Origin of the sequence: Salegentibacter chungangensis, from assembly GCF_042678405.1 — a bacterium.
GTDB classification, from domain to species: Bacteria; Bacteroidota; Bacteroidia; order Flavobacteriales; family Flavobacteriaceae; genus Salegentibacter_A; species Salegentibacter_A chungangensis.
The window spans coordinates 498,162-521,141 of record NZ_JBHTLI010000001.1; the positions used below are offsets into that span (position 1 = coordinate 498,162).

12 protein-coding genes and 1 tRNA gene are annotated in these 22,980 nt (G+C 42.3%); 11 read left to right on the forward strand and 2 right to left on the reverse strand.

Annotated features, from left to right (window positions below; translation table 11 throughout):
• Positions 1-18 precede the first annotated feature (18 nt).
• The 3 genes from ACFQ3Q_RS02200 (at position 19) to dusB (ending at position 6,644) form a co-directional block, all read left to right on the forward strand.
• Positions 19-2,964, forward strand: a complete 2,946-nt coding sequence (locus ACFQ3Q_RS02200; RefSeq protein WP_380742479.1) for a glycoside hydrolase family 3 N-terminal domain-containing protein — start codon at positions 19-21, stop codon at positions 2,962-2,964.
• A 162-nt stretch (positions 2,965-3,126) separates the two neighbouring features.
• Positions 3,127-5,571, forward strand: a complete 2,445-nt coding sequence (locus tag ACFQ3Q_RS02205) for an outer membrane beta-barrel protein (RefSeq protein ID WP_380742481.1) — start codon at positions 3,127-3,129, stop codon at positions 5,569-5,571.
• An 80-nt stretch (positions 5,572-5,651) separates the two neighbouring features.
• Positions 5,652-6,644, forward strand: a complete 993-nt coding sequence (gene dusB / locus ACFQ3Q_RS02210) for a tRNA dihydrouridine synthase DusB (RefSeq protein WP_380742483.1) — start codon at positions 5,652-5,654, stop codon at positions 6,642-6,644.
• On the opposite strand, the gene ACFQ3Q_RS02215 is transcribed toward dusB, so the two are convergent.
• Entirely contained in the window at positions 6,641-7,840 is a 1,200-nt protein-coding gene (locus tag ACFQ3Q_RS02215) for an ABC transporter permease (RefSeq protein ID WP_380742484.1), read from the reverse strand. The two genes, dusB and ACFQ3Q_RS02215, sit on opposite strands and share 4 nt — an antisense overlap.
• A gap of 1 nt (position 7,841) precedes the next feature.
• On the reverse strand, positions 7,842-8,234 hold the full coding sequence (gene rbfA / locus ACFQ3Q_RS02220; protein ID WP_380742486.1) for a 30S ribosome-binding factor RbfA: 393 nt from the start codon (positions 8,232-8,234) through the stop codon (positions 7,842-7,844).
• Between the two features lie 136 nt (positions 8,235-8,370).
• Between rbfA and mce the strand changes: the two genes are divergently transcribed.
• The 8 genes from mce (at position 8,371) to ACFQ3Q_RS02260 (ending at position 22,974) form a co-directional block, all read left to right on the forward strand.
• Positions 8,371-8,781: a methylmalonyl-CoA epimerase gene (gene mce / locus ACFQ3Q_RS02225; protein ID WP_380742488.1), complete on the forward strand. Its 411-nt coding sequence runs from the start codon at positions 8,371-8,373 to the stop codon at positions 8,779-8,781.
• Positions 8,782-8,842: 61 nt separating this feature from the next.
• Positions 8,843-8,916: transfer RNA gene (locus ACFQ3Q_RS02230), tRNA-Ile, on the forward strand.
• A 420-nt stretch (positions 8,917-9,336) separates the two neighbouring features.
• Entirely contained in the window at positions 9,337-11,109 is a 1,773-nt protein-coding gene (locus ACFQ3Q_RS02235) for an alpha-L-fucosidase (protein WP_380742490.1), read from the forward strand.
• A complete protein-coding gene (locus ACFQ3Q_RS02240) occupies positions 11,102-12,631 on the forward strand; it encodes a sulfatase family protein (RefSeq protein WP_380742491.1) in 1,530 nt (509 codons plus the stop codon). Before ACFQ3Q_RS02235 ends, ACFQ3Q_RS02240 begins: the two co-directional genes overlap by 8 nt.
• A gap of 4 nt (positions 12,632-12,635) precedes the next feature.
• On the forward strand, positions 12,636-14,051 hold the full coding sequence (locus tag ACFQ3Q_RS02245; protein ID WP_380742493.1) for a sulfatase: 1,416 nt from the start codon (positions 12,636-12,638) through the stop codon (positions 14,049-14,051).
• Positions 14,052-14,163: 112 nt separating this feature from the next.
• The gene (locus ACFQ3Q_RS02250; protein ID WP_380742495.1) at positions 14,164-17,985 is read left to right on the forward strand and encodes a hybrid sensor histidine kinase/response regulator transcription factor; all 3,822 of its coding nucleotides are present in this window, start codon (positions 14,164-14,166) and stop codon (positions 17,983-17,985) included.
• A 176-nt stretch (positions 17,986-18,161) separates the two neighbouring features.
• Complete coding sequence (locus ACFQ3Q_RS02255; RefSeq protein WP_380742497.1) at positions 18,162-21,356, forward strand: SusC/RagA family TonB-linked outer membrane protein; 3,195 nt, start codon at positions 18,162-18,164, stop codon at positions 21,354-21,356.
• Positions 21,357-21,384: 28 nt separating this feature from the next.
• Positions 21,385-22,974, forward strand: a complete 1,590-nt coding sequence (locus ACFQ3Q_RS02260) for a RagB/SusD family nutrient uptake outer membrane protein (protein WP_380742499.1) — start codon at positions 21,385-21,387, stop codon at positions 22,972-22,974.
• Positions 22,975-22,980: the final 6 nt, after the last annotated feature.

Genomic DNA, 22,980 nt, shown 5'->3' on the forward strand with positions numbered 1-22,980 from the left:
AAGAAAAGAGAAATGAGAATGAAGACCCCAATCCTATTTGCAATGGCAGGGCTGTTTTTGAGCCTTCAGTTAAATGCTCAAACTGCGGAAAAAGCAGAGCCCGAATTTCTGAAATATCAGAACAGCAAATGGGTAGATTCCATAATGAAAACCTTAACCCCCAACGAAAGGATCGCCCAGCTGATCCTTGTAGCGGCATATTCCAACAGGGGGGAAGAGCATAAACAGGAGATCCTGAAGCTTGTTAAAAAACAAAAGATAGGCGGGCTCATTTTCTTCCAGGGAGACCCGGAGTCCCAGGCTGAACTGATGAACGATTATCAGCAGGCGGCAGAGGTGCCGCTGATAGGTGCCATAGATGCCGAATGGGGTCTTGGGATGCGCCTGGACAGCACCATTAGCTATCCTTTCCAGATGGCGCTGGGTGCAGTTCAGGATGATGAACTGATCTATAAAATGGGAGAGGAAGTTGCCCGCCAGGTGAAAAGGACCGGGCTTCATATCAACCTTGCCCCGGTGGTAGATGTAAATAACAACCCGAATAATCCGGTGATCAATTATCGTTCGTTCGGGGAAGACAAGCAAAATGTGACCCGCAAGGGGATCGCTTATATGAGGGGGATGCAGGATCATAATGTGCTTACCTCGGCCAAGCATTTCCCGGGTCACGGAGATACAGATACCGACTCTCATAAAGCGCTGCCACAAATAAACCATCCTTTTGAAAGACTGGATTCCCTGGAGATGTATCCGTTCAGGGAGCTTATAGATGCCGGGATTGGCGGCGTGATGGTCGCGCATTTGAACATCCCTGCCCTTGATTCGACCGGAGTGCCTTCAACCCTTTCAAAACCTATTATTACCGGTATACTAAAGGACAGTCTTGGTTTTAACGGCCTTATCATTACCGATGCGATGAATATGAAAGGAGTGACCACCGGTAACGAGCCCGGAGTTGTGGATAAGAAAGCCATTCTTGCCGGGAACGATCTGCTGGAATTCACCGAAGATGTGCCGCGGGCTATTGCTGAAGTTAGAAAAGCAATAAAGAAAGGACTTATTACACAGAAGGAGATCGATGCCCGCGCCCGAAAGGTACTGGCGGTAAAACAATGGGTGGGACTCAACGAATATGAACCAACCCGAACTGAAAACATCCTTAAATACCTTAATACGCCTGGGGCTGTGTTGTTGAACAGACAGCTGGTGGAGGCTTCGCTTACGGTGCTGAAGAATGAAAACAACTTACTTCCTTTGGAGAATCTTGATGAACTGAAGATCGCTTCGGTTTCTATTGGGACAGAAGAAGAAACTGTGTTTCAGGAGACACTGGGGCTTTATACAGATGTGAAGCATTTTCAGCTTGCCGTAGATGCGGGAGAGGAAGAGATTGAAGCCGTAGAAGAAGCTCTTGAAAACTACAATCTTGTAATTGCGGGAATTCACGACCAGAGTAAATACCCGAGAAATTCGGTGAAATTATCGGAAGACCTGCTTGATTTCGTGGAAGACCTTGCGGAAAATGACAATACCATCATTAGCCTTTTCAAAAACCCTTATGTGCTGACCAGGTTTGATGATATTGAAGAGACCCCGGCACTGATAGAGGCTTACCAGGATTCTGAAATCACACAGGAGATGGTGGCGCAGCTTATTTTTGGCGGAATCAGCGCGAACGGAAAATTACCGGTAAGTGCGGGAGACAAGTTTAAGGCAGGAGACGGCCTTGAGGTTGAAGGCGGTATCAGGTTTAAATATACCACTCCTGAAGATGCAGGTATGAATTCGGAAGTACTTTATTCCAGGGTTGACTCCCTGATGAATGAAGCGATAAATGCCAAGGCTATCCCGGGCGGGCAGGTGCTTGTGGCCAAAGACGGGAAAGTGGTGATGTACAAGGCTTACGGGCTTCATAAGTACAGCGATACCATAAAAGTAGAGAAAACCGACCTGTATGACCTGGCTTCGGTGACCAAGATCTCTTCGGCTTTACCGGCCTTGATGAAGTTGTATGATGAAGATAAGTTTGAACTGGAAGCCGGTATAGATGATTACCTTCCTTACTTCAGACACTCCAACAAAGCGGGAATTCCTTTTCGCCAGATCCTTGCACACCAGGCAAGATTCAAGCCCTGGATCCCATACTGGAAAAACACCCTGAGAAAGAACGGGAGTTTTAGATGGAATACCTTTAAAAAGGATTCCTCGGCCAGATTCCCGGTGCAGGTAAGCGAAGATCTTTGGCTGCACAGGAATTACAAGAAGAAGATCTTCAGGGCCATCAAAAAGTCGCCGCTGGAAAAGGAAGCGAAATATAAATATTCGGGTCTGGTTTTTTACCTGTTGCCTTCGATCGTAGAAGAGATCACCGGTGAGGATTTCAGGACCTATATCAACAGGAATTTTTACGATAAACTTGGTGCCACGACCTTAACCTATAATCCTTCCGGGGATTTTCCGCTGGACAGGATCGTGCCTACCGAAAGTGATTTTCTTTTCAGACAAAAATCCATTCACGGAAGGGTGCACGATGAAGGAGCGATTATGATGGGCGGAGTTTCGGCAAATGCAGGCCTTTTTGCCAATGCCAATGATCTCGCAAAACTAATGCAGATGTACCTGAATTATGGTGAATACGGAGGGGAACGCTATATTGCTGAAACGACCCTTAAAGAATTCTCAAAAACCCAGTTTCCTGATAATGATAACCGCAGAGGTCTTGGTTTTGATAAGCCGAACCTGAAATATAAGGGAGAGGATAACAATACCGCAAAGGATGCGAGCAAGGACAGTTTTGGGCATACAGGCTTTACCGGGACTATGGTTTGGGTAGACCCGAAAGAAGATCTTTTATACGTTTTTTTATCGAACAGGGTATTGCCAACTCGTGAAAATACAAGACTATATAAATTAAACACCAGAACTCAAATTCAGCAGGCATTATATGATGCCATTAAAAAATAGGTTTAGATAGATTGCTGGTTAGGAAGGCTTTCAGGAATTCGGTGCAAATTGCCGAAATCTTTGAAAGCTTTTTCTTTTTAAGAGTGAAAAGTTTAAAATGTAAGTAAAGTCTGTATTAAATCATATATTTGTTTGATTTTTTCTTAAAGACCCAAATCATATATGAAGAAAAACTATGCTCTAAATTTATTACCCCTACTAATATTTTTTTCGATTTTTACTTCAGAGACTTTTGCACAAAGTTTTCTTGAAGGACGTTTAAAAACAACTCAGGATGAACCTGTGGCTTTTGCCAATGTCATTCTGCTAAGTGCTTCCGATTCAACGTCGGTTTATAAAGGGGTGGTATCAGACGAGCAGGGTGAGTTTCGTTTTAAGGAGGTTGAAGAAAAGGAATACCTTCTTAAAGTGAGCTTTGTGGGTTATGAGAACTACCAGGATAAAATAGACCTTTCCCAGAATACCCAATTGGAGCCTATTGTAATGCAGGAGGCTGCTTCAGGCCTCGATGAGGTTACGGTAAACGGAAGAAGACCAAAGATCACACAAAGTGTGGATCGTATTACTTTTGAAGTGGAGAACTCGTCCCTTTCTACAGCCAATTCTTTCGAGATCCTTAAAAGGACTCCCGGGGTGATCGTAAGCCAGGGACAATTGCTTATCAAGAACAGGCCGGCGACCGTTTATATCAATGACAGGAAGGTATACCTTACCAACCAGGAACTTCAGCAGTTACTGGAAGGTTATTCCGGGGCTAACGTAAAATCTGTGGAGGTGATCACCAATCCGCCGGCGAAATATGATGCTGAAGGTGGCGCGATCCTTAATATCGTTACCAGCAAAAATATCTCTATAGGTTATAAAGGAAGTGTAAATGCTTCGGCTTCTTACGGAGAAGAACCCAAATATACCGTAGGAACCAGCCAGTATTACAAAACCGACTGGCTTAATGCCTTTGCCAGCTATAATTATAACAGTCGCGAAGATTATAAAAAAGATCTCGGGTCTATAACTTTTTACGATGCCGATGGAAACGAGGAATCTTACTGGAATAATGTTTTTGAAAAGAATACCACTACCAATTCTCACAGCTTAAACACCATTCTTGACTTTACTTTAAATGAAAAGAATTCCCTTAGCCTGAGCGCAAATTTGCTGCTTACTCCTGAAGCAGATTCAGATATCGAGGGGCTTACCTATATCACAAGGCCCGATGCCGAAGCTATATATTTTTATACCACGGAGAGCCGTCTGGAAAATGACAGAGATAACATCATGCTGAATCTTTCGTATAAATCACAGCTTGATGAAAAAGGAACATCCTTATCGGCTATGGCCAATTACATCAAATATGATGATACACAAACCCAGGACCTGACCACGATGTATCATCCGCCTTATGAACTGGAATACAATTCCTTTTATACCTCTGCAAATCAGGAAACTGATATTTATACCGGCCAAGTAGATTTTTCGATCCCGGCGGGTAAAATTGCCCTGGAAACAGGGCTCAAGTATTCGGGGATAGATTCCCGGAGCGGATTGGATTTCTACGATGCCGATCCCAATATGATTCAGCAGGAATACAATGAAAACCTCTCGGATGAGCTGGATTACGAAGAAAATATTTATGCAGCCTACTTCAGTCTTTCCCGGGACTGGGAGAAATGGAGCCTTAAAACAGGACTTCGTGGGGAATATGCCGACGTTCAAGGGATCTCAGCTTCTATGGGGGCGGTGAACGAACAGGAGTATTTTGAGCTTTTCCCGACCTTTTACCTGATGTATTCCCCGGCAGAAGATCATACCTATAGTATGGAGTACAGCCGAAGGATAAGCCGTCCGAGATTTCAGAGCCTGAATCCTTACCGTTATTTTATTAATGAAGATAATTATACCGAAGGAAATCCGAATTTAAAACCGGGGATCTCCAATAAGATCAAATTCAGTTATACCTATAAGAGCAAGTTGAGTTTCGACCTTTACTGGGACCGCATCGATAATTCCATCGCGACCCTGCCTTTCCAGGATAATGAACAGAAGACCCTGAGAACCGTTAGCGATAATATGGATTTTGAGCAACAGTACAGCTTAGACATTTCCTATTATGATTATGTGACAGACTGGTGGTATCTGTACGCCTATGCTTCATTTTTCTATATGCAGGCCGATTTTTATGCCCTTGAAAATAATAACCGGGTGGTGACCAACGATGTGACCAGCACCTATATTATGGCGCAGAATTACCTGACGCTCTCCAAGGACAGGACTTTTTCGGGAGAGGTTATGGCTACTTATCTTCCGGCTTATATTGCCGGTTCCTACCAGTTTGACGATCCGCAATACGGGGTGTCGGTGGGTCTTAGAAAGACCTTTTTCAACAAACGACTAACCGCCACGCTGAATGTGGATGATATCTTTGATTCGATGAATATTCCCCTTTCTTCAAGGTACCTGCAGCAGAACAATTCCTTTTTCGCGATGCCGGAGTCAAGAATGTTCAGGGTGGGACTGCGTTATGAATTCGGGAATTTCAAGCTGCGTGATAACAAGCGTGCTACCGATGCCGAAGAAGGGGAGAGACTTAAGGAAAAGGCCTTATTTTAAAAAACTGCTCTCTAATCATTTTCAGACAAATAGCTAACTTCAATCTTATTTCTTAATTTTGCAGCCCAAATAAGATTATTGTGGCAAAAATAGGAGACATAGATGTAGGAGAATTTCCATTGCTTTTAGCGCCAATGGAAGATGTGAGTGACCCGCCGTTTCGTGCACTTTGCAAGGAACAGGGGGCAGATGTGGTGTATACCGAATTTATCTCTTCCGAAGGGCTTATTCGCGATGCGGCCAAGAGCACGATGAAGCTGGATATTTATGAAAAGGAACGCCCTGTAGGAATACAGATCTTCGGAGCGAACCTTGACTCTATGCTGCAATCTGTTGAAATTGTGGAGAAATCAGGACCCGATATCATCGATATCAACTTTGGGTGTCCTGTGAAAAAGGTGGTTTCCAAAGGAGCCGGTGCAGGGATCCTGAAAGATATAGACCTTATGGTCTCCCTTACCGAAGCTATGGTGAAACACACCAGCCTTCCCGTGACCGTAAAGACCCGTCTTGGCTGGGATAACGATTCCATAAAAATAGTTGAGGTAGCAGAGAGGCTCCAGGATGTTGGCTGTAAAGCGATCTCCATTCACGGAAGAACCCGTAAGCAAATGTATAAAGGCGAGGCTGACTGGGCGCCTATCGCCGAGGTGAAGAACAACCCCAGGATGCATATTCCCGTTTTCGGAAACGGAGATGTGAACACTCCCGAACGCGCCGTGGAGATGCGTGATAAATTCGGCCTTGACGGGGCTATGATTGGTCGTGCAAGTATCGGGTACCCGTGGTTCTTCAGGGAAGTTAAGCACTTTATGGAAACCGGGGAGCACCTTCCTGCTCCAACTATGAAGGAACGCCTGGATGCGGCCCGCCGTCATCTTCAGATGTCAATTGACTGGAAAGGCGAAAAATTAGGCGTTTTTGAAACCCGTCGTCACTATACCAATTACTTCAAAGGAATTCCGCATTTTAAGGAGTACCGGATGAAAATGGTGACCAGCGACGATGCCGCCGATGTATTTGCTGCTTTCGATGAGGTGGAAAGAGACTTCTCCGATTACCAGTTCGCTTAAGCTTCCAGCGCTTTTTTGCTTCTTCCCGCCGCGATATAAGAGGCTATAAGGCCTAATATCCCTATGGTTGCAAGCACGATGAGGATGTTCTCGAACTTTATCTTTACCGGGTAAGGCAAGGTTGGCGTGATCATAACCAGGTCGAACTGCATCTGAAGGTAGATGAGCACAAGGGAGCAGAAAAGTCCCAGCAGTCCGCCGAAAATACACATCAGCATTCCCTGGTAGAAAAATATGTTCTTGATCTGTCTCGGGCTCGCCCCAAGGTTGAAAAGGGTTTTAATGTTCTCCCGTTTGTCCAGGATCACCATAATGATAGACCCTACCACATTGAATAAAGCAATAATAAGCACAAGGGTGAATATTAGATAGACCGCAAGATTCTCGGTATTCAGCATCTTATAGAGCACATCGTTAAGCTGCGCCCTGTTCTTAATGGTGACTTCGTTGCCAAGAACCGCCTTCAGGGCTTCGGTCACTTCTCCGGCATCGGCCCCGGGTTGCAGTTTTATTTCTACGGCCGAATATTCATCAGCCTGCATATCCAGCAGGTCTCTGGCAAAACCGATATTGGCAAAAACATACTTATCATCAAGCTCTTCGTTCACGCTGTAAATTCCGCTAACCACCACCTTTTTCTGGTTGAAGGCATCGGTAGGATTGGTGATCTGTCCCCTCCCGGGTTTAGGCACTAGGATGCGCATTAGGTGGGAATAATTGAAAACGCCAAGATTCAGTTTCCTGGAGATCTCGCTTCCTATCACCACCTGGGCTTCACTGCTGGTAAGCCAGGTGCCGTTAATGATGGCGCTGTCAATTTTTGTGACCCTTTGGTAATTCTCATCCACTCCTTTTATAAATGCCCAGTCGTTCTTAGATCGGTAATCGAGGAAGATCCGTTCTTCAATAATTTTGGTGAACTGAGCCACACCCGGGGTGTTCCTTATCTTGTCCAGCTTAGTGGAATCGATCTTCATCACCTTCCCTTCCGAAGGAAAAAGCTTGAGATCCGGGTCAAATTCATTAGAAAAGGAAAGGCTGAAGTCCCGTAGGCCTGCAAAACCCGAGAGTACGATAAACAATGAAAAGGCCCCTGCAAAAACGCCCACCGCGGCAATAATGGTAATAATGTTGATGGCATTATTGCTGCTTTTGGTAAAGAGGTACCGCTTGGCGATGTAGAGGGGAAATTTCAAATTATTTCTTTTTCCGGCGATCTAATAGATCGGGGTTCGAAATAGGGTTTTCGTTACCTTTAATGGATTTCTCGATATTCTCGATATATTCCAGGCTATCGTCTACATAATAATTGATATCGGGCATTTTGCGCAGCTGGTTCTTGGTGCGCTGTGCCATCTCGTGCTTGATCTTAGGCTTTAATTCGTTTATTTCCTGCAGTATCTCTTCGCCGTGTTTATTCGGAAAAATACTCAGGTAAGCCTTGGCGATGGAAAGGTCGGTAGTGACTTTCACCTTGGAAACAGAAATCAAAATTCCCGTTCTGCCGGCTTCCCTAAGGTTATTCTGAAGGATGTCGGCCAGATCTTTCTGCAATACGCCTCCTATTTTCTTTTGTCTGTTAGTTTCCATAGTGCAAAAATAGCATAATTAAGATTACAAAGGCCTGATGTTTAAGCCTGAATTCTGAAGCTTGCCTTTAACGGGCATACATAAGCCGAAAAAAATAAAGATATTTGTTGGGACAGAATTTTACAAACCTTCAGAGATGAAAAAGATTGAACATATAGGCATAGCCGTAAAAAACCTTGAAGAAGCCAATAAAACCTATAAGGCGGTGATGGGTAGCGAACATTATAAGACCGAGACCGTAGAGAGCGAAGGGGTGGCGACCTCTTTTTTCAGGATAGGCGAAAGCAAGATCGAACTGCTGGCCGCTACCAGCGAAGACAGTCCCATCGCAAAATTCATTGAAAAACGGGGAGAAGGGATCCATCATATGGCTTTTGCGGTAGACAATATCGAGGCAGAGATCAAAAGGCTGGAGGCCGAAGGTTTCAGGCTTATTAATGATAAACCCAAGCAAGGTGCAGATAATAAGTTGGTTGCGTTTATGCACCCCAAAGGCGCTCACGGGGTTTTGGTGGAATTATGCCAGGATATCAACAAATTTGAATAAATTGTTTGGTGCGTAAGGGGCAATTATCTAAATTTGCGCTCCAATTATTCCTTCGGGAATGGGTCCTATAGCTCAGCTGGTTAGAGCACTTGACTCATAATCAAGGGGTCCCTGGTTCGAGCCCAGGTGGGACCACAGAGAAACAGAAGCCTTGCAGAGATGCAGGGCTTTTTTGTTTTTATATTAAAAACGAGATGGGTAAAACTGTTTTTCTTCAGTATAGATTTCCTCTTTTTCCGATAATTTTAAGGATATCAAAATAAGTCGTTTACTAATTCCATTATAAAGAGACCTGCCAAACGATAAATAGTCCTTTCCGGATTATTTTCAAACCTCATTAGACTATAAGTAGACCTCTTCAAACCTCTAATAATCTAAATTTAACTCTTATGCGTATCTCCAGCTGAAGGCTGATTTAATTTTTAAAATCAGATTTTTAAAAAATCCTGTTTTTTCTCTTTTGGTGGGTTAGGCTTAAATAAGTAACAACCTTGAAAATTGTAAATTTTATATCCGATTAAAGTGATAAAACCTGGTTTCGGTTCTTTATTAATTATGATCTCTTCCTTTCTATTCTTCGGAGGGGCTTTAGGTCAGTCAAAAAATAAATCTTACAAAGAGCAATGGCAATTTCCTCCAAAGGATAGTTCATTTATTGTCACGGCGGCGCAGCAACGTGAATTATATGCCACGGAAGAAGAGATGCAATGGTTCAAAGATGCCAAGTTTGGTGTTTTTGTTCACTGGGGGCCGGCACTATTAGAAACCAATGTATTAAGCTGGGGAAGATATGGCGAACGTCCCGGGGCAGGCCGACCTGCCAAAAAAGGAGTGGCCAAAGAGGTTTATGATAATCTTTATAAAAAATTCAATCCTGTAAATTTTGATGCCGATCGCTGGATGAAGCAGGTAAAATCCTGGGGAGCAGAGTATATTGTATTTACTGCCAAACATCATGATGGGTTTTGCTTTTTCGATGCCAAAAATACCGATTACGATATTATGAGTACCCCGTATGGGAAGGACATTGCCAGACAACTTGCTGATGCCGCTCATAAAAATAATGTAAAGCTTTTCTGGTATTATTCTCAACCCGACTGGACGCATCCCGATAATCTAAGGGAAAAGCATTACGAAAACTACCTGCCTTATATGAAAGAGCACCTGGAAACTCTTTTTACCGATTATGGGAAAATAGATGGGATTTTCTGGGATCACCTTGCAACTAAATACTGGCAATGGGACAGCTATCATATTTATAAAAAGATGAAAGAATGGCAACCGGGAATTATCAGTAATGCCCGAAATGGTTTTGGCTGGCCGTTGCAGGATCGCGGGGATTATGATAATCCTGAGCAATCGCTTGGCCCGATTGATCACCACCGCTATTGGGAAGCCTGTTTAACAATGACAGATAAATGGCTGTACAGCCCAAAGGGGCCTATCAAAACATTTGAAAGTGTTCTGGGGATGTTAGTGCAGGTAGCGGGAAATGGCGGAAATCTTCTACTTAATCTTGGGCCTGACGGAAAAGGTGAATTTGTTGAAGAAGAAGTTGAGGAAGTTCAGAAAATAGGAGAGTGGATAGAAAAGTATGGTTATACCTTGAAAAACACCCGTCGTGGAATTTATATGGGTGGGGATTACGGGGCCTCCACTCAGCATGAAGAAACGCTTTATTTACATTTCCTGGAACAACTTTCTGATGACGCGGAAGCAGTTTTTGAACTGCCGGAGCTACCTATGAAAGTCAAGGCTGTGGATGGAGTTACAGAAGGTTTTAAAAATTACAAAGTCGAAAACGGTCATTTAAAGCTCATTTTCGACAAGTCTGATTATCAAAATAACCTGGATAATATCGTAAAACTTGAACTTGCCAAAGATCCTGCAGAATTTGAAAGGATTGAAACCTGGGAAGCTATTCCTGTAGCTGCATCAGAATTTGATGTTTCGGCAAGCTCTTCAGATCGTGATAACCCTGAAGTCCTCTACCAGACTGATGGGAATGTGTTTAGTGAAGGCATTCACCTTAAAAAATGGTGGTCTCCAGCCAAAAATGATAAAAATCCGACACTCACCCTGGAATTTAATCAGCCAAAAAAAATAAGAACAGTCTTACTGAGTGAGCATATCCGTACTCATTCGGTTCGGGATTTTGATATCGAAATCAAAGATCAGAGCGGTGACTGGAAAAGGATCTTCAAAGGCAGTGTTATTGGGGAAGGTTTAAGGATCAGACTTAGCGGAAAGAAAATCTATGGAATACGGCTAGTGGTTAATAAAAGTAGATACAGGACTGAGATTACAGCATTTAATATTTATGAATAAGCTCATTTTTTACATATTTATAATCTTCGGGGTCACACTGAATGCTCAGCGCTCAGAAAAACCCAATGTGATTATCATTCTTGCAGACGATATGGGAGTCGGGGATATTTCAGGAATAAATCCGGATTCAAAGATCGCCACGCCTAATATCGATAAATTGCTAAAGAAGGGTATTCGGTTTACCGATGGTCATTCTTCCTCTTCGGTTTGCACTCCTTCAAGATACAGCCTCCTTACAGGGCAATATTCCTGGAGAACGAGACTGAAGAAAAAAGTACTTCATGGGGATAGCAGAGCAATGATAGATCCTTCAGTAAAAACTATTGCAGGAGTCTTTAAGAATAGCGACTACAAAACGGCAATGATTGGGAAATGGCATCTTGGATGGGACTGGCAGACGAAGAATGGTGAAATATTGCAGGAAGATCCTGAAAATCCGTATTGGATCGCAAAAAATGATGCCGCTAAGATCGATTATAGAAGGCCTTTTAAAGGCGGTCCAACAGATCGTGGCTTTGATTATTTCTACGGGATTAATGCGTCTCTGGATATGCCTCCCTATACGTTTATTGAAAATAATAAAGTGGAGACTCTGCCAGATTCGAACTGGAAAGGACAGGGAAGAAAATCTGAAGGTCCCAAGGCACATCAAAAATTTATGCGTGGCGGTGTTGCAAAACCAGGTTTCGATCCGCAACAGGTATTCCCGGTTTTAAAGAATAAAACTATTGAATATATTCAAAATGCAGACGCAAAAGCTCCGTTCTTCTTATACGTTTCACTTACAGCTCCGCATACTCCGGTTTTGCCAGATGAGAAATTTAAAGGAAAAAGTGAAGCCGGTGCTTATGGTGATTTTATTGAGCAGATAGATGCTGCTGTTGGGGATATCGTTGCGGCTGTTGAAGAAAAGCAAATTTCAGAAAATACCATTATAATTTTTACGGCCGATAATGGTGCTTCCAAATCTTCCTTTCCTAAAGAGTTTGAAGCGAAATTCGATCATAAACCAAGTTATAATTTCAGAGGAAGAAAAGGCTCTTTGCATCAGGGAGGGCATGCTGTTCCTTTTATCGTCAGCTGGCCGGGGATAGATCCTAAAACTATTGATACCCCGGTTCTGCAAAACGATTTCCTAATGACTTTTGCAGATCTGCTGGATGTGGAAATCGATGAAAACGAAGCTGTTGATAGTTTTAGCCTTATGCCGTTAATTACCGGGGATGGAACTTACCATAGAGAGGCTTCGGTTTATAACAATTTTGGCGGATGGTTGTCTATAAGAATGGGTGACTGGAAAATGGATATGACAAGGTCCCGAAAAAAGACCAGTTTGTATCATATAAAGCAAGATCCGCAGGAAGAACTTAATTTGGCTGGAAAGCCCAAATACAGAGAAATTCAACAAAAACTGAAAGAAAAGCTATCAGAAATAATTCTAAATGGCCGCAGCACTCCCGGCAGGAAATTGAAGAATGAAGGTCCGGAAATCTGGGATCAGTTATTCTGGCTAAAACCTTAAGGAATTGAAACATATTTTAAACATACTTCTTTTTGTGGGTTTTGTGCTGAATGCTCAGCACCCAGAAAAACCTAACGTCGTTTTTATCCTGGCTGATGATCTTGGGATCAACGCACTTCACTGCTATGGAAATGAATATGTGGAATCGCCAAATATCGACAGGCTTTTTGCTGAAGGCATGCATTTTACCAATGGATATTCCAGTGATCCAACCTGTGCGCCATCACGTGCTTCCATCATGAGCGGCCAGTATGTGCCCAGGCATAAGGTTTACAGGGTGGTAGACCGGTACAAGAAAGATTCGGTGACCCTGCGTCATATGAAATATCTGCCTCCGGAGATCAATCAGACCAAAGGGGAAGGAAAAGGAATGTCTTCTGAAAAAATAACCATTCCCGAAACTTTACGAAAAAACGGATATACAACTGCGGGCTTTGGAAAATGGCATTTAGGAAGAAAGAGCATGGGGATGAAGAATCAGGGTTTTGATGATGCGATAGAAGTCACGGGTCATTATGATTTCAAGATCCATTCAGAAGTAAAAATCGATAAACCTGATTCCCTCTATTCTTCAGATTTTATTACAGGAAAGGGTATAGAATTTATGAAAAAAGCGGTGAAGGATAAGAAACCTTTTTTCCTGTATCTGCCGTATTATTTAGTTCATAAGCCACTTGAGCCAAAACCGGAAGCTTTGAAACATTTTCGGAAGAAATATAAGGGAAATAAAGAGCTGAAAGAAGATGATATCAAGGTGCTTGCGATGATAAAAAGTCTGGATGAAAATGTGGGGCAGGTCCTTCAGGCCATTGATAATCTTAACATTGAAAAAGAGACCATAGTTGTTTTTGTTTCAGATAATGGGCATTATAAAACAGATGGAAAGATTTTCAATAAACCATACCGGGGTTTCAAGGGCCAAACTTTTGAAGGTGGCATAAGGGTTCCCTATATTTTCAAATGGCCAGGGAAGATTCCTGCAAAAACCAAAAGCGGGGAGCCTGTAATCCACGTGGATATCTATCCTACTATTTTAGGCTTGACCGGTACTCCAAAACCGGAAAATTATGTGTTGGACGGCGAAGATCTCAGCCCGGTATTATCAGGGAAAAAAGATCATTTAAACCGGGAAGCTTTGATATGGCAATACACCAATTATGCCCGTTACCGTCCAAAAAAGAAGAGTTTTGCATCAAGTTGGGTGAACGTAATTCAAAAGGATGGTTTTAAACTTACCGAAGATGTAGAGACTGGGAAATTCTATTTATATTATCTTAAGGAAGATCCATATGAAACTGAAAATGTGGTGAACGAATATCCGGAGAAAGCTGGTGACTTAAAAAAAGAACTCGAAAAATGGAAGAGAGAAACGCAATCGGAGGAGCTAGTTGCAAACCCTGATTATATTGAAAGCGAATGATCTCAAATATTTTAAATACCTTATTTAAAAATTCAGTTTGAAGAAAATACTTCTGATATTATTTTTTTGGAGCACCTGTATAACAGCTCAGCAACAATTCCGATTTAAAAAATTGTCTTTTGAGGAAGGGGTGAGCCAGAGTATTGTCTACGCTATTTCTCAGGATTCCATCGGAAATATCTGGATGGCCAGTGAAGAGGGCGTTATCAGGTATAATTCCAAAAATTCGGAAACCTATAATAAATATGACGGCCTGCCCGATGAATTTGGAACACGCATCAGGACCATTTTTATAGATTCCGGGAACAAGGTCTGGATTGGAGGTGAAAACGGGATCGCCTATTTTGATGAAGGCGAAAATGATTTCAAAAAGATAGAATTATCGGGGAATTTACAGCCTTCCCTGGTAAAATTCTTTGCTGAAGACGAAGATGGGAATCTGTGGGTAGGTTGTTTTAATGGCCTTTGGAAATTAACCCATAAAGGTGACAACACACAGGTAAAAAGGGTTCAGAATCTTCCCAATGTTCAAACGGTTCATTATATAAACAATAGTATTCTTGCCGGAACAGATTCGGGTCTTTACAGAATTGATACCCAGACCGGAGAAATCGTGAAACTTACGGGTCTTAATAAAGACTATAGTGTGACCGATCTTGCGAGATTGAATGATACTACGTTCATCATTGGTACGAGAAGGAATGGGATCATACTTACTGATAATGATTTTAATTTTAAAAGGAATATAGATCTTCCAACAGGCCTGCGTGACTTTCCTGTTTTTGATCTTATTGTTCAGGGGGATAAAGTTTACATTGCTACAGATGGGGCAGGTCTTATAGTTACCAACCGGGTTTTTGAGCAATTCGAAATTTTCCAGAGCGATGAAGATGATCTCAACTCAATTTCCAGTAACGGAATTTATGATATTCATATAGGCCGCGAAAATATCCTCTGGATAGCAACTTATGGAGGTGGTGTTAATTACTACAACCCGACCTCTAATAATTTTTCGGTATACAGGCATATTATAAATGAACCCAACAGCTTGTCCAATAATTTTGTGCGAGCCATAGCCGAAGATGATAAAGAGCGTATCTGGTTCGGGACTAAAAAGGGGATCAGTATTTTTGATAAGAAAACAGGAGCGTGGAAATATTTACCTAATCTTAAAGAAACCGGGAATACAACTTTTTCTGAAATCATTCTTGCCCTGGAGCCCGATGGTGAGAATATGTGGGTTGGGACTTATGATAGCGGGGCCTATAAGGTTTCCACGAAAGATCTGGCTACCAAACACTTTTCTTCCCAGGAATTACCATCCTTTGGATTAAACAAGATCTATGATATTTACCGTGATAAAACCGGAGATATTTGGTTTGGTGGTATAGACGGCGAGCTTACCCAGCTTAAGGAGAACGGCCAGGTCTTCACTTTTAATATCAACCAGGTAAAACATATAATTTCCGGGCCCGGGAATACCATCCTTATTGCGGGACGTAATGGCGTTCATCAGCTGGACCCGGAGAGCGGCAGGATCACTCAGTTTACAAAACTTACTCCGGGAAACAACCAATTTGACTATTTCACGATTAACGCAATTGCCAGTTATGATGAAAACCAACTGTTGGTAGGCACTAATGGCGGAGGCCTGCTCATTTATAATACCGAAGATCAATCTATTAGAGGTCTGAATAAAGCAAAAGGAATGCCCTCCGATATCATTCAGGGAATTCTGATAGGCGATGAAAATGAAATCTGGGCCAGTACTACCAGTGGTCTTGTAAATCTGGATCTTAAGGCAAATGATACTTTAATCAGGGTTTATGATGAAAGCGATGGATTGTCGGGAACCGAATTTAACTACGGAAGCTTTAAAAAACTAAAAGGAGGCTTAATGGCTTTTGGAGGCACCCGGGGGGCCACAGTTTTTAACCCTTCAAAGATTCAGGAGGCAAATATGGAGCCTAAAATTTTCTTTGAAGATTTCAGTCTTGCCAACAGCAGTGCAAATGAAGAGCATAATCCCTTAAAAAAATCGATAAATGTCACTGATAAGATCGACCTGAAATATAACCAGAATTCTTTCTCTTTTCGGTTTGTAGGAGTCCTTCACAACGGTAGTTCCAAGATCCGGTATTCCTGGAAACTGGAAGGTTTTGAAGAAGAATGGACGGAGCCTTCAACATTAAATGTGGCGAGTTATACCAACATGGGGCCGGGAAACTACACCTTTAAGGTAAAGGCTGCGAATCGTATGGGGGAATTTGGTCCGCCCCGGGAGATCAATATAGAAATTCATTCCCCCTGGTATAGCTCTCCCTTAGCAATACTTGTATACGTTATACTTTTAGCGGGAGTATTTCTTTTAGTTGTTTATGTTACTTCAGCTTTTGTTAACAAGAAAAATGCTGAGCAACAGGTCGATTTCTATAACAATCTCACCCACGAAATTCGAACTCCTTTGGCCATTTTAATGTCTTCTCTGGACAATTATTCCAGAAACAGATCTGATGACCAAAACAACACCCGTCTTAAAGGAACTATTAAAAGGCTCAATTCCCTCTTTGAACAGATGCTTACCTACCAGAAATCCACAACTGGAGATTCCTACCGGGATGTGGATGCAATAGCTCCCCAGGCTCATATTGCTGAACTGGCTGAAGATTTTGAACCTATGCTGGAGGAAAGGCATCTTGAAATTGAATTTAATAATGAGTGGAATGAAGAGCTCTTTTATTTCAACAAGGAAGATTTTGATAAAGTGATCTTTAACCTTATTTCTAATGCAATTAAATATTCATTTGATAATGAGAAGATCACTTTAAAGACCAGCAAAAAGGATGAGTTCTTAAAAATCACCATTACCGATAAGGGAATTGGGATCCCAAAAGATCAGCAAAAAAATATCCTGAGGAGGTTTTACAGGGCCCGGAATGTTGTTAATAGTCAGAAACCGGGCACAGGCCTGGGGCTTATGCTGGTAAAGAATATCGCAGAGAAGACGGGCGGAGAAATCTCCTTTGTTAGTGAAGAAAATAAGGGGACCACTTTTACGGTCTTTCTTAAGAACATGAAAACTGCCTATAAAAAATCGGCGATTTTAGAGAAGTCTGAAAGCACCCCAATCAATCTGGCCGAAACAGGGCAACTCACCGAATTCAGTGATAGTAAAATACTGATTGTAGAAGATAACGACGACCTAAGAAATGAACTGGTGAAGATCCTGGGGAATTATTTTCAGATTTATGAGGCAAAGAATGGCAGGCAGGGACTTGAAATGGCATCCCAGGTATACCCCGATCTCATCATCACCGATCTTATCATGCCGGTAATGGACGGGCAGGTTATGACCAGGAAGATAAAATCTGATATCAATCTTAATCATATTCCTATCTTTATGTTAACGGTACTCCAGAACCGAAGTCAGAAGTTGGAAAGCCTGGAACATGGGGTCTCAGAATATCTCGAAAAGCCCATAGATATCAACTTATTGATCGCTAAAATCTTCAACTCGCTTAACTGGCAGAAAAAACTTCAGAAGAGATATCAGGAAGAATCGGAGCTGGAAACCGCGGTAAAATTCAGGAATGAAAGCGATGAAAAATTCATCAAGGAAATTGAAGCATATATTCTGGAAAAAATAAGAGACGAGAGCTTTTCTGTACATGATATCTGTGAAAAGTTCAATATGAGCCGTACTTCGCTGTATATGAAACTGAAAAACCTGATAGACCTTTCTCCTCAGGACCTTATTATTAATACAAGGTTAAAATTCTCGAAAAACCTGCTTATCAATACCAGGAAGAATATTAAGGAGGTGGCATACGAATCCGGTTTCAGCAACCCAAAATACTTCAGCACCTCCTTCAAGAAGTTTTACCATCTCACCCCAAGTCAATACCGAACCAGGATAAAATCTAAAATTGAATAGCCTTTATTAGGTTCTGAATTATCTGCCTGAAAAATTTCGTTTTTCGCACAAAATAAGAGGTTTAATTGTTAAAATAGTAGGTTTTAGACGGTTTTTAAACCTTTTTAGATATTATTCAGACTTAAATTACACCCTTCATAGACTAATTTAGTGCTATCGAATTAACATAAATCGTGATGATAAAACAAAAATACCTTTTACTTCTGCTTTTTGTATGTCTTAACTCAATCGTTGTAGCCCAGCAAAAAATTACGGGGACTATTATTGATGAAAATAATATTCCACTTACGGGTGCAACCATTTTTGAGAAAGGCACTTCAAATGGAGCAGCAGCTGATTTTGATGGCGAATATGAAATTACCGTGAGTAATTCTGATGCTATTCTTGTTTTCAACTTTCTTGGTTATGAACAAAAGGAGGTCCCTGTAAACAATCAATCTGTAATAGACGTTCAAATGGCACCCGCTGCCGAGAGCCTGGATCGAGTGGTGGTGGTAGGTTATGGTGAACAAACCAGGGGACAGGTTACGGGTTCTATTACATCTCTTGAGCCAAGCGATGAAGAACTCGAAAATTCCAACTCGGTAGAAGACTATATTCAGGGTAGAGCTTCGGGGGTTTACGTTAGTTCGAATGGTTTTGAGCCCGGAGCTCCTACCTCTATTAAAATTAGAGGTACCAACAGTCTTACGGGAAACTCCCAGCCTCTTTACGTAATAGACGGGATCATCGTGAACTCTGCTACAGAAGATGTTGCAGATCCTTTGACCGGGGGGAGCAGTTATTTGTCTCCACAGGCCGGGATTACTGGCTTGAATCCGAGAGATATTGAAAGTGTGGAAATCTTAAAGGATGCTTCCGCTACCGCCATTTACGGTTCCCGTGGATCTAACGGGGTGGTGATCATTACTACTAAACAAGGGGAAGAAGGGAATGCTAAATTTGAGTTCAGCATTCAGTCCAGGTTTGGAAGCATAGTAAATGACATTGATGTTCTCGGGTCAGACGATTATATCGCCTACCAGAATGAATATCGTGAACTACAAGGCTTTAGTCCGAACTTCTATATATATGAAGATGGCAGTGTTGCCGAATTTCAGAACAGTGAGGATTATATGATCGCAAATTCGGCCCTTATTCCGCGACTTGTTCCTGTAAACTGGAGCGATTATACTTACCAGAACTCTCTTAGCAATACCTACAGGCTTTCGGTTAGCGGGGGCTCAGAGACCACAAAATATTATATTTCCGGGGGGTATACCGAGAATGAGGGTATCGTACCTCGAACTTATGCAAGGACCGGAGATTTTAACCTGAACCTGGTTCAGGATCTGAATGAAAAAACAAAATTAAGAACCAAGATATCAGCCTCTTTAAGCAAGAATTCTGCTTCTAAGGGTACCGACAATCTTGGGGGTACCAATAACAACCTTATAAGAAATATTTATTCTGCCGCGCCTTTTTTTGGGGTGCAGTCCAACCGGCCCGATGAGGTAGGTAGTGCCGACCTGGAAAATGTATTTGAAGGTCCACTCGCCTGGCTTCAGGATTATGATGATTTTGCCAATGAGTTCAGAACCCTTGCCAGGGTTAAACTGGACTGGAAGTTTGCTAAGAATTTCACCTATTCCCTGAATCTGGGAGGTGATTACCGCTATAAGGACAGGTCTATCTATTACGGGCTTAACTTAAGAAGAGGTGTTGAAGTTGGTGGTGAAGCCGGTTACAGTGAGTTAAAGCGGTTTAAGTACAATATTGATAATATCATAGAATATAAGAACCGCAGCCTGAAGGGAGGTCACAACCTTGACGCAATGGCAGGTTTTATAGTTGATAGTAAATCTATAGAAAGAAACTCCATTAACGGTACCGGATTCCCTTTACAGGATCTTAGAGGAGACGGACTTTCCAACGCAAGTATTTATCAAAGGTATTTTCTGGGGAAAGAAGAAGAACTTATACTCTCTGCTATTAGCCGTATCTCCTATAATTATAAATGGAAATATTTGATCAACTTCAGTTTCAGGGCAGATGGAAGTTCCAACTTTTCCAAAGGTAACCGCTGGGGTTATTTCCCTGCTGTGGGGGTGGCCTGGAGAGCTGAAAAAGAAAAATTCCTTAAGAACAGCGAAACCATTTCCCAGCTTAAGTTAAGGCTTGGATGGGGGTTAACGGGTAACCAGAACATTAATCCATATTCCTTTTTTGCGAGTTACGTGACTCCATCTACGGTTTATGCTGATGGTAACGAGGCAGTCCCAACCACCGTTCCGGGTAACCTGGTTAACCCCGAACTTACCTGGGAAACTACCAGCCAGTATAACGCCGGGATAGATTTTGGAATACTTGATGACCGCTTTAGCTTTACCGCAGATGCTTATTATAAAGATATTTATGATCTGTTGATCTATTTCCCTCTTCCCGGATCTGCCGGAGGATTTGAGGCCTACCCGGCCAACCGGGGAGCCCTGGTGAACAAAGGGATCGAGTTTTCTCTAAACGCTGATATCATAGATAATGATGATTTTACCTGGAATTTCTACGGAAATATTTCTTTTAACCGTAACGAAGTTGGAAATCTGACCAACCTTCCCGTACAGGATTTTGGAACCGAGAGAGGTGCCGGTTTCCTTGGGAATAATATCTCCGGAGGTAATTACTTTAAGAGTGCCGCCAATATCTTCCTTGAAGGAAGACCCGCAGCAGTATTCTTTGGGTATGAGACCAATGGCATCATCAACAACGAAGAAGAACTGGCTAATGCCGTGCCGTTTAACGGTGTAGAGCCACAGCTTGGAGATGTCTATATGGTAGACCAGAATGGAGATGGAATCGTAAACGATCAGGACAGAACCATTATTGGTGATCCTAATCCTGACTATAACTTTGGGATAGGGTCTTCTATCAAATATAAGAACTGGTCACTGAATGTGCTCTTTAACGGAGTTCAGGGGATGGATATAGCCAATGCAAACCTTCAGAGAACAGATTATGCAGAGACCAACTCAAACAATATCAGGCCTAACGCCTATTTTGATGCGTGGAGACCAGATAATCCTGATGCACAGTATCCAAGGGTTGGCTATGATCTTGTAACCGATATAGATTTTACAGATCGCCTTGTTGAAGATGCAAGTTTTGTAAGGTTAAGTAATTTGTCTCTTAGTTACCAGATCCCTCTAAAGGAGGACTCCTTTATAAACAGCGCTAATATTTCAGTTTCCGGTCGTAATCTGGCCCTTTGGACAGATTATACAGGATTCGATCCTGAGGTTGAGAGTTACTCTTATGACCCCTTACGAGTAGGGGTAGACAGGAACTCTTTCCCTAACCAGCGCACCTATTCCATTGGCTTAAATGTAAGCTTCTAAAGACCTGAAAATGATGAAAACTGAAATTATGAAAAATATAGATAACCAAAATATACTTAGATCAATGACAATTTTCTCCAGTAGAATTATATGGATTTGTCTTCTAGGGAGCTTTTTATTCATTGGATGTTCTGATGAACTTGAAAAAGAGCCGGAGACAAATTTTGCCGAAAGTCAGGTTTTCACCACTGAAGAAGGAGTGGAGACGGCTGTGAACGGAATTTACCTGGCTATTTCCAGCGGAGCTTACCACGGTTCGGCCTATCACGGTTTAGTAGCACCGGTTTCGGGAAAATTCTATTCTCAACAAGGCTCCAGTGAAGACGCCACCCGGTTGGAAACCTCTCCTTCCAATATCTGGCTTGTTAGAATGTGGCCACAGATGTATTCGGCTATAAATAACGCCAATTTAGTTATCGCTAATCTGGAAGACCAGAATCTGTCGCTGAGCAACAGGGAGGCCGCGCTTGGAAATGCCTATTTTGCAAGGGCTGTGGTTTATTTTGACCTGGTGAGATTTTTCGGGGCGGTGCCCTTAAGAACCACTCCGGTAAATGATGATGAACTTTATTTACCCCGTACCCCTGTAGATGAAGTTTATGCGCAAATTATTAATGATTTTGAGAAAGCGGAAGAGTTACTCCCTGAAAATCCTGCGTACGAGGGCAGGCCAAAAAAATATGCTGCAAATGCATTCCTGGCCAAAGTGTACCTGACACGTGCAAGTGGACCAGATGGAGATCCTTCCTTCTATAGTAAGGCCAAGGAAGAGGCCTTGAAGGTTGTTGGGAAGTACAGCCTGGTGCCTACCTATGCAGAGCTTTTTGATATCGACAATGAAAATACCAGTGAATCTATCTTTGAACTTCAGTATGGACATACCGGCGCTATTCGTAATTCTGAAGCGGCCAGGAGCTATACCCCAAGTAATTCAGCCTTTGTGCCGGGTACCATCAGGACATTCGGGCGTTATAAGCCTAATAAGGAGACGTATTCCAATCACGCGGAACAATATCCCGGAGACCCCAGGATAGATGCGACCTTTATTTATAACTCCTATCCCCTAAGCAATGGCGGTGAGGAAGAAGTGTACCCTGTTCAGGTGAACGGAAATGACGGTTTTCCTTACATAAGAAAATACCTTGACCCAACATATAACGGAACCACAACCAAAAGAAACTTCTTAAAACTAAGGTATGCAGATGTTTTATTGATGCTGGCTGAGATTGAGAACGAACTCAACGGGCCGGGAAGTGCATATCAGTATGTGAACCAAGTACTGGCCAGGGCCCGTAATACCGGGAATGGTATGGCCGATGAACCTGCCGATTGGGGGGGTATGACCCAGGATGAATTCCGAAAAAGGATCCTTAAGGAAAGACAATACGAAATGCTTGGTGAGGGACACGAATGGTTTGACACCCGAAGAAATGGGTATCAGTACCTGTTAAACGAAGTGGTCCTGCTTCATAACAATTTTATAGACAGCCTTAGTAATGAGTATCCTAGATTAAGGGATTATATCTATCCAGATGATTCAAAGAACATGCTCTTGCCAATCCCTTTTAACGAGATAAGTCGTAATCCGGAAATTAACGAACAGAATCCTGGATATTAAATAAAA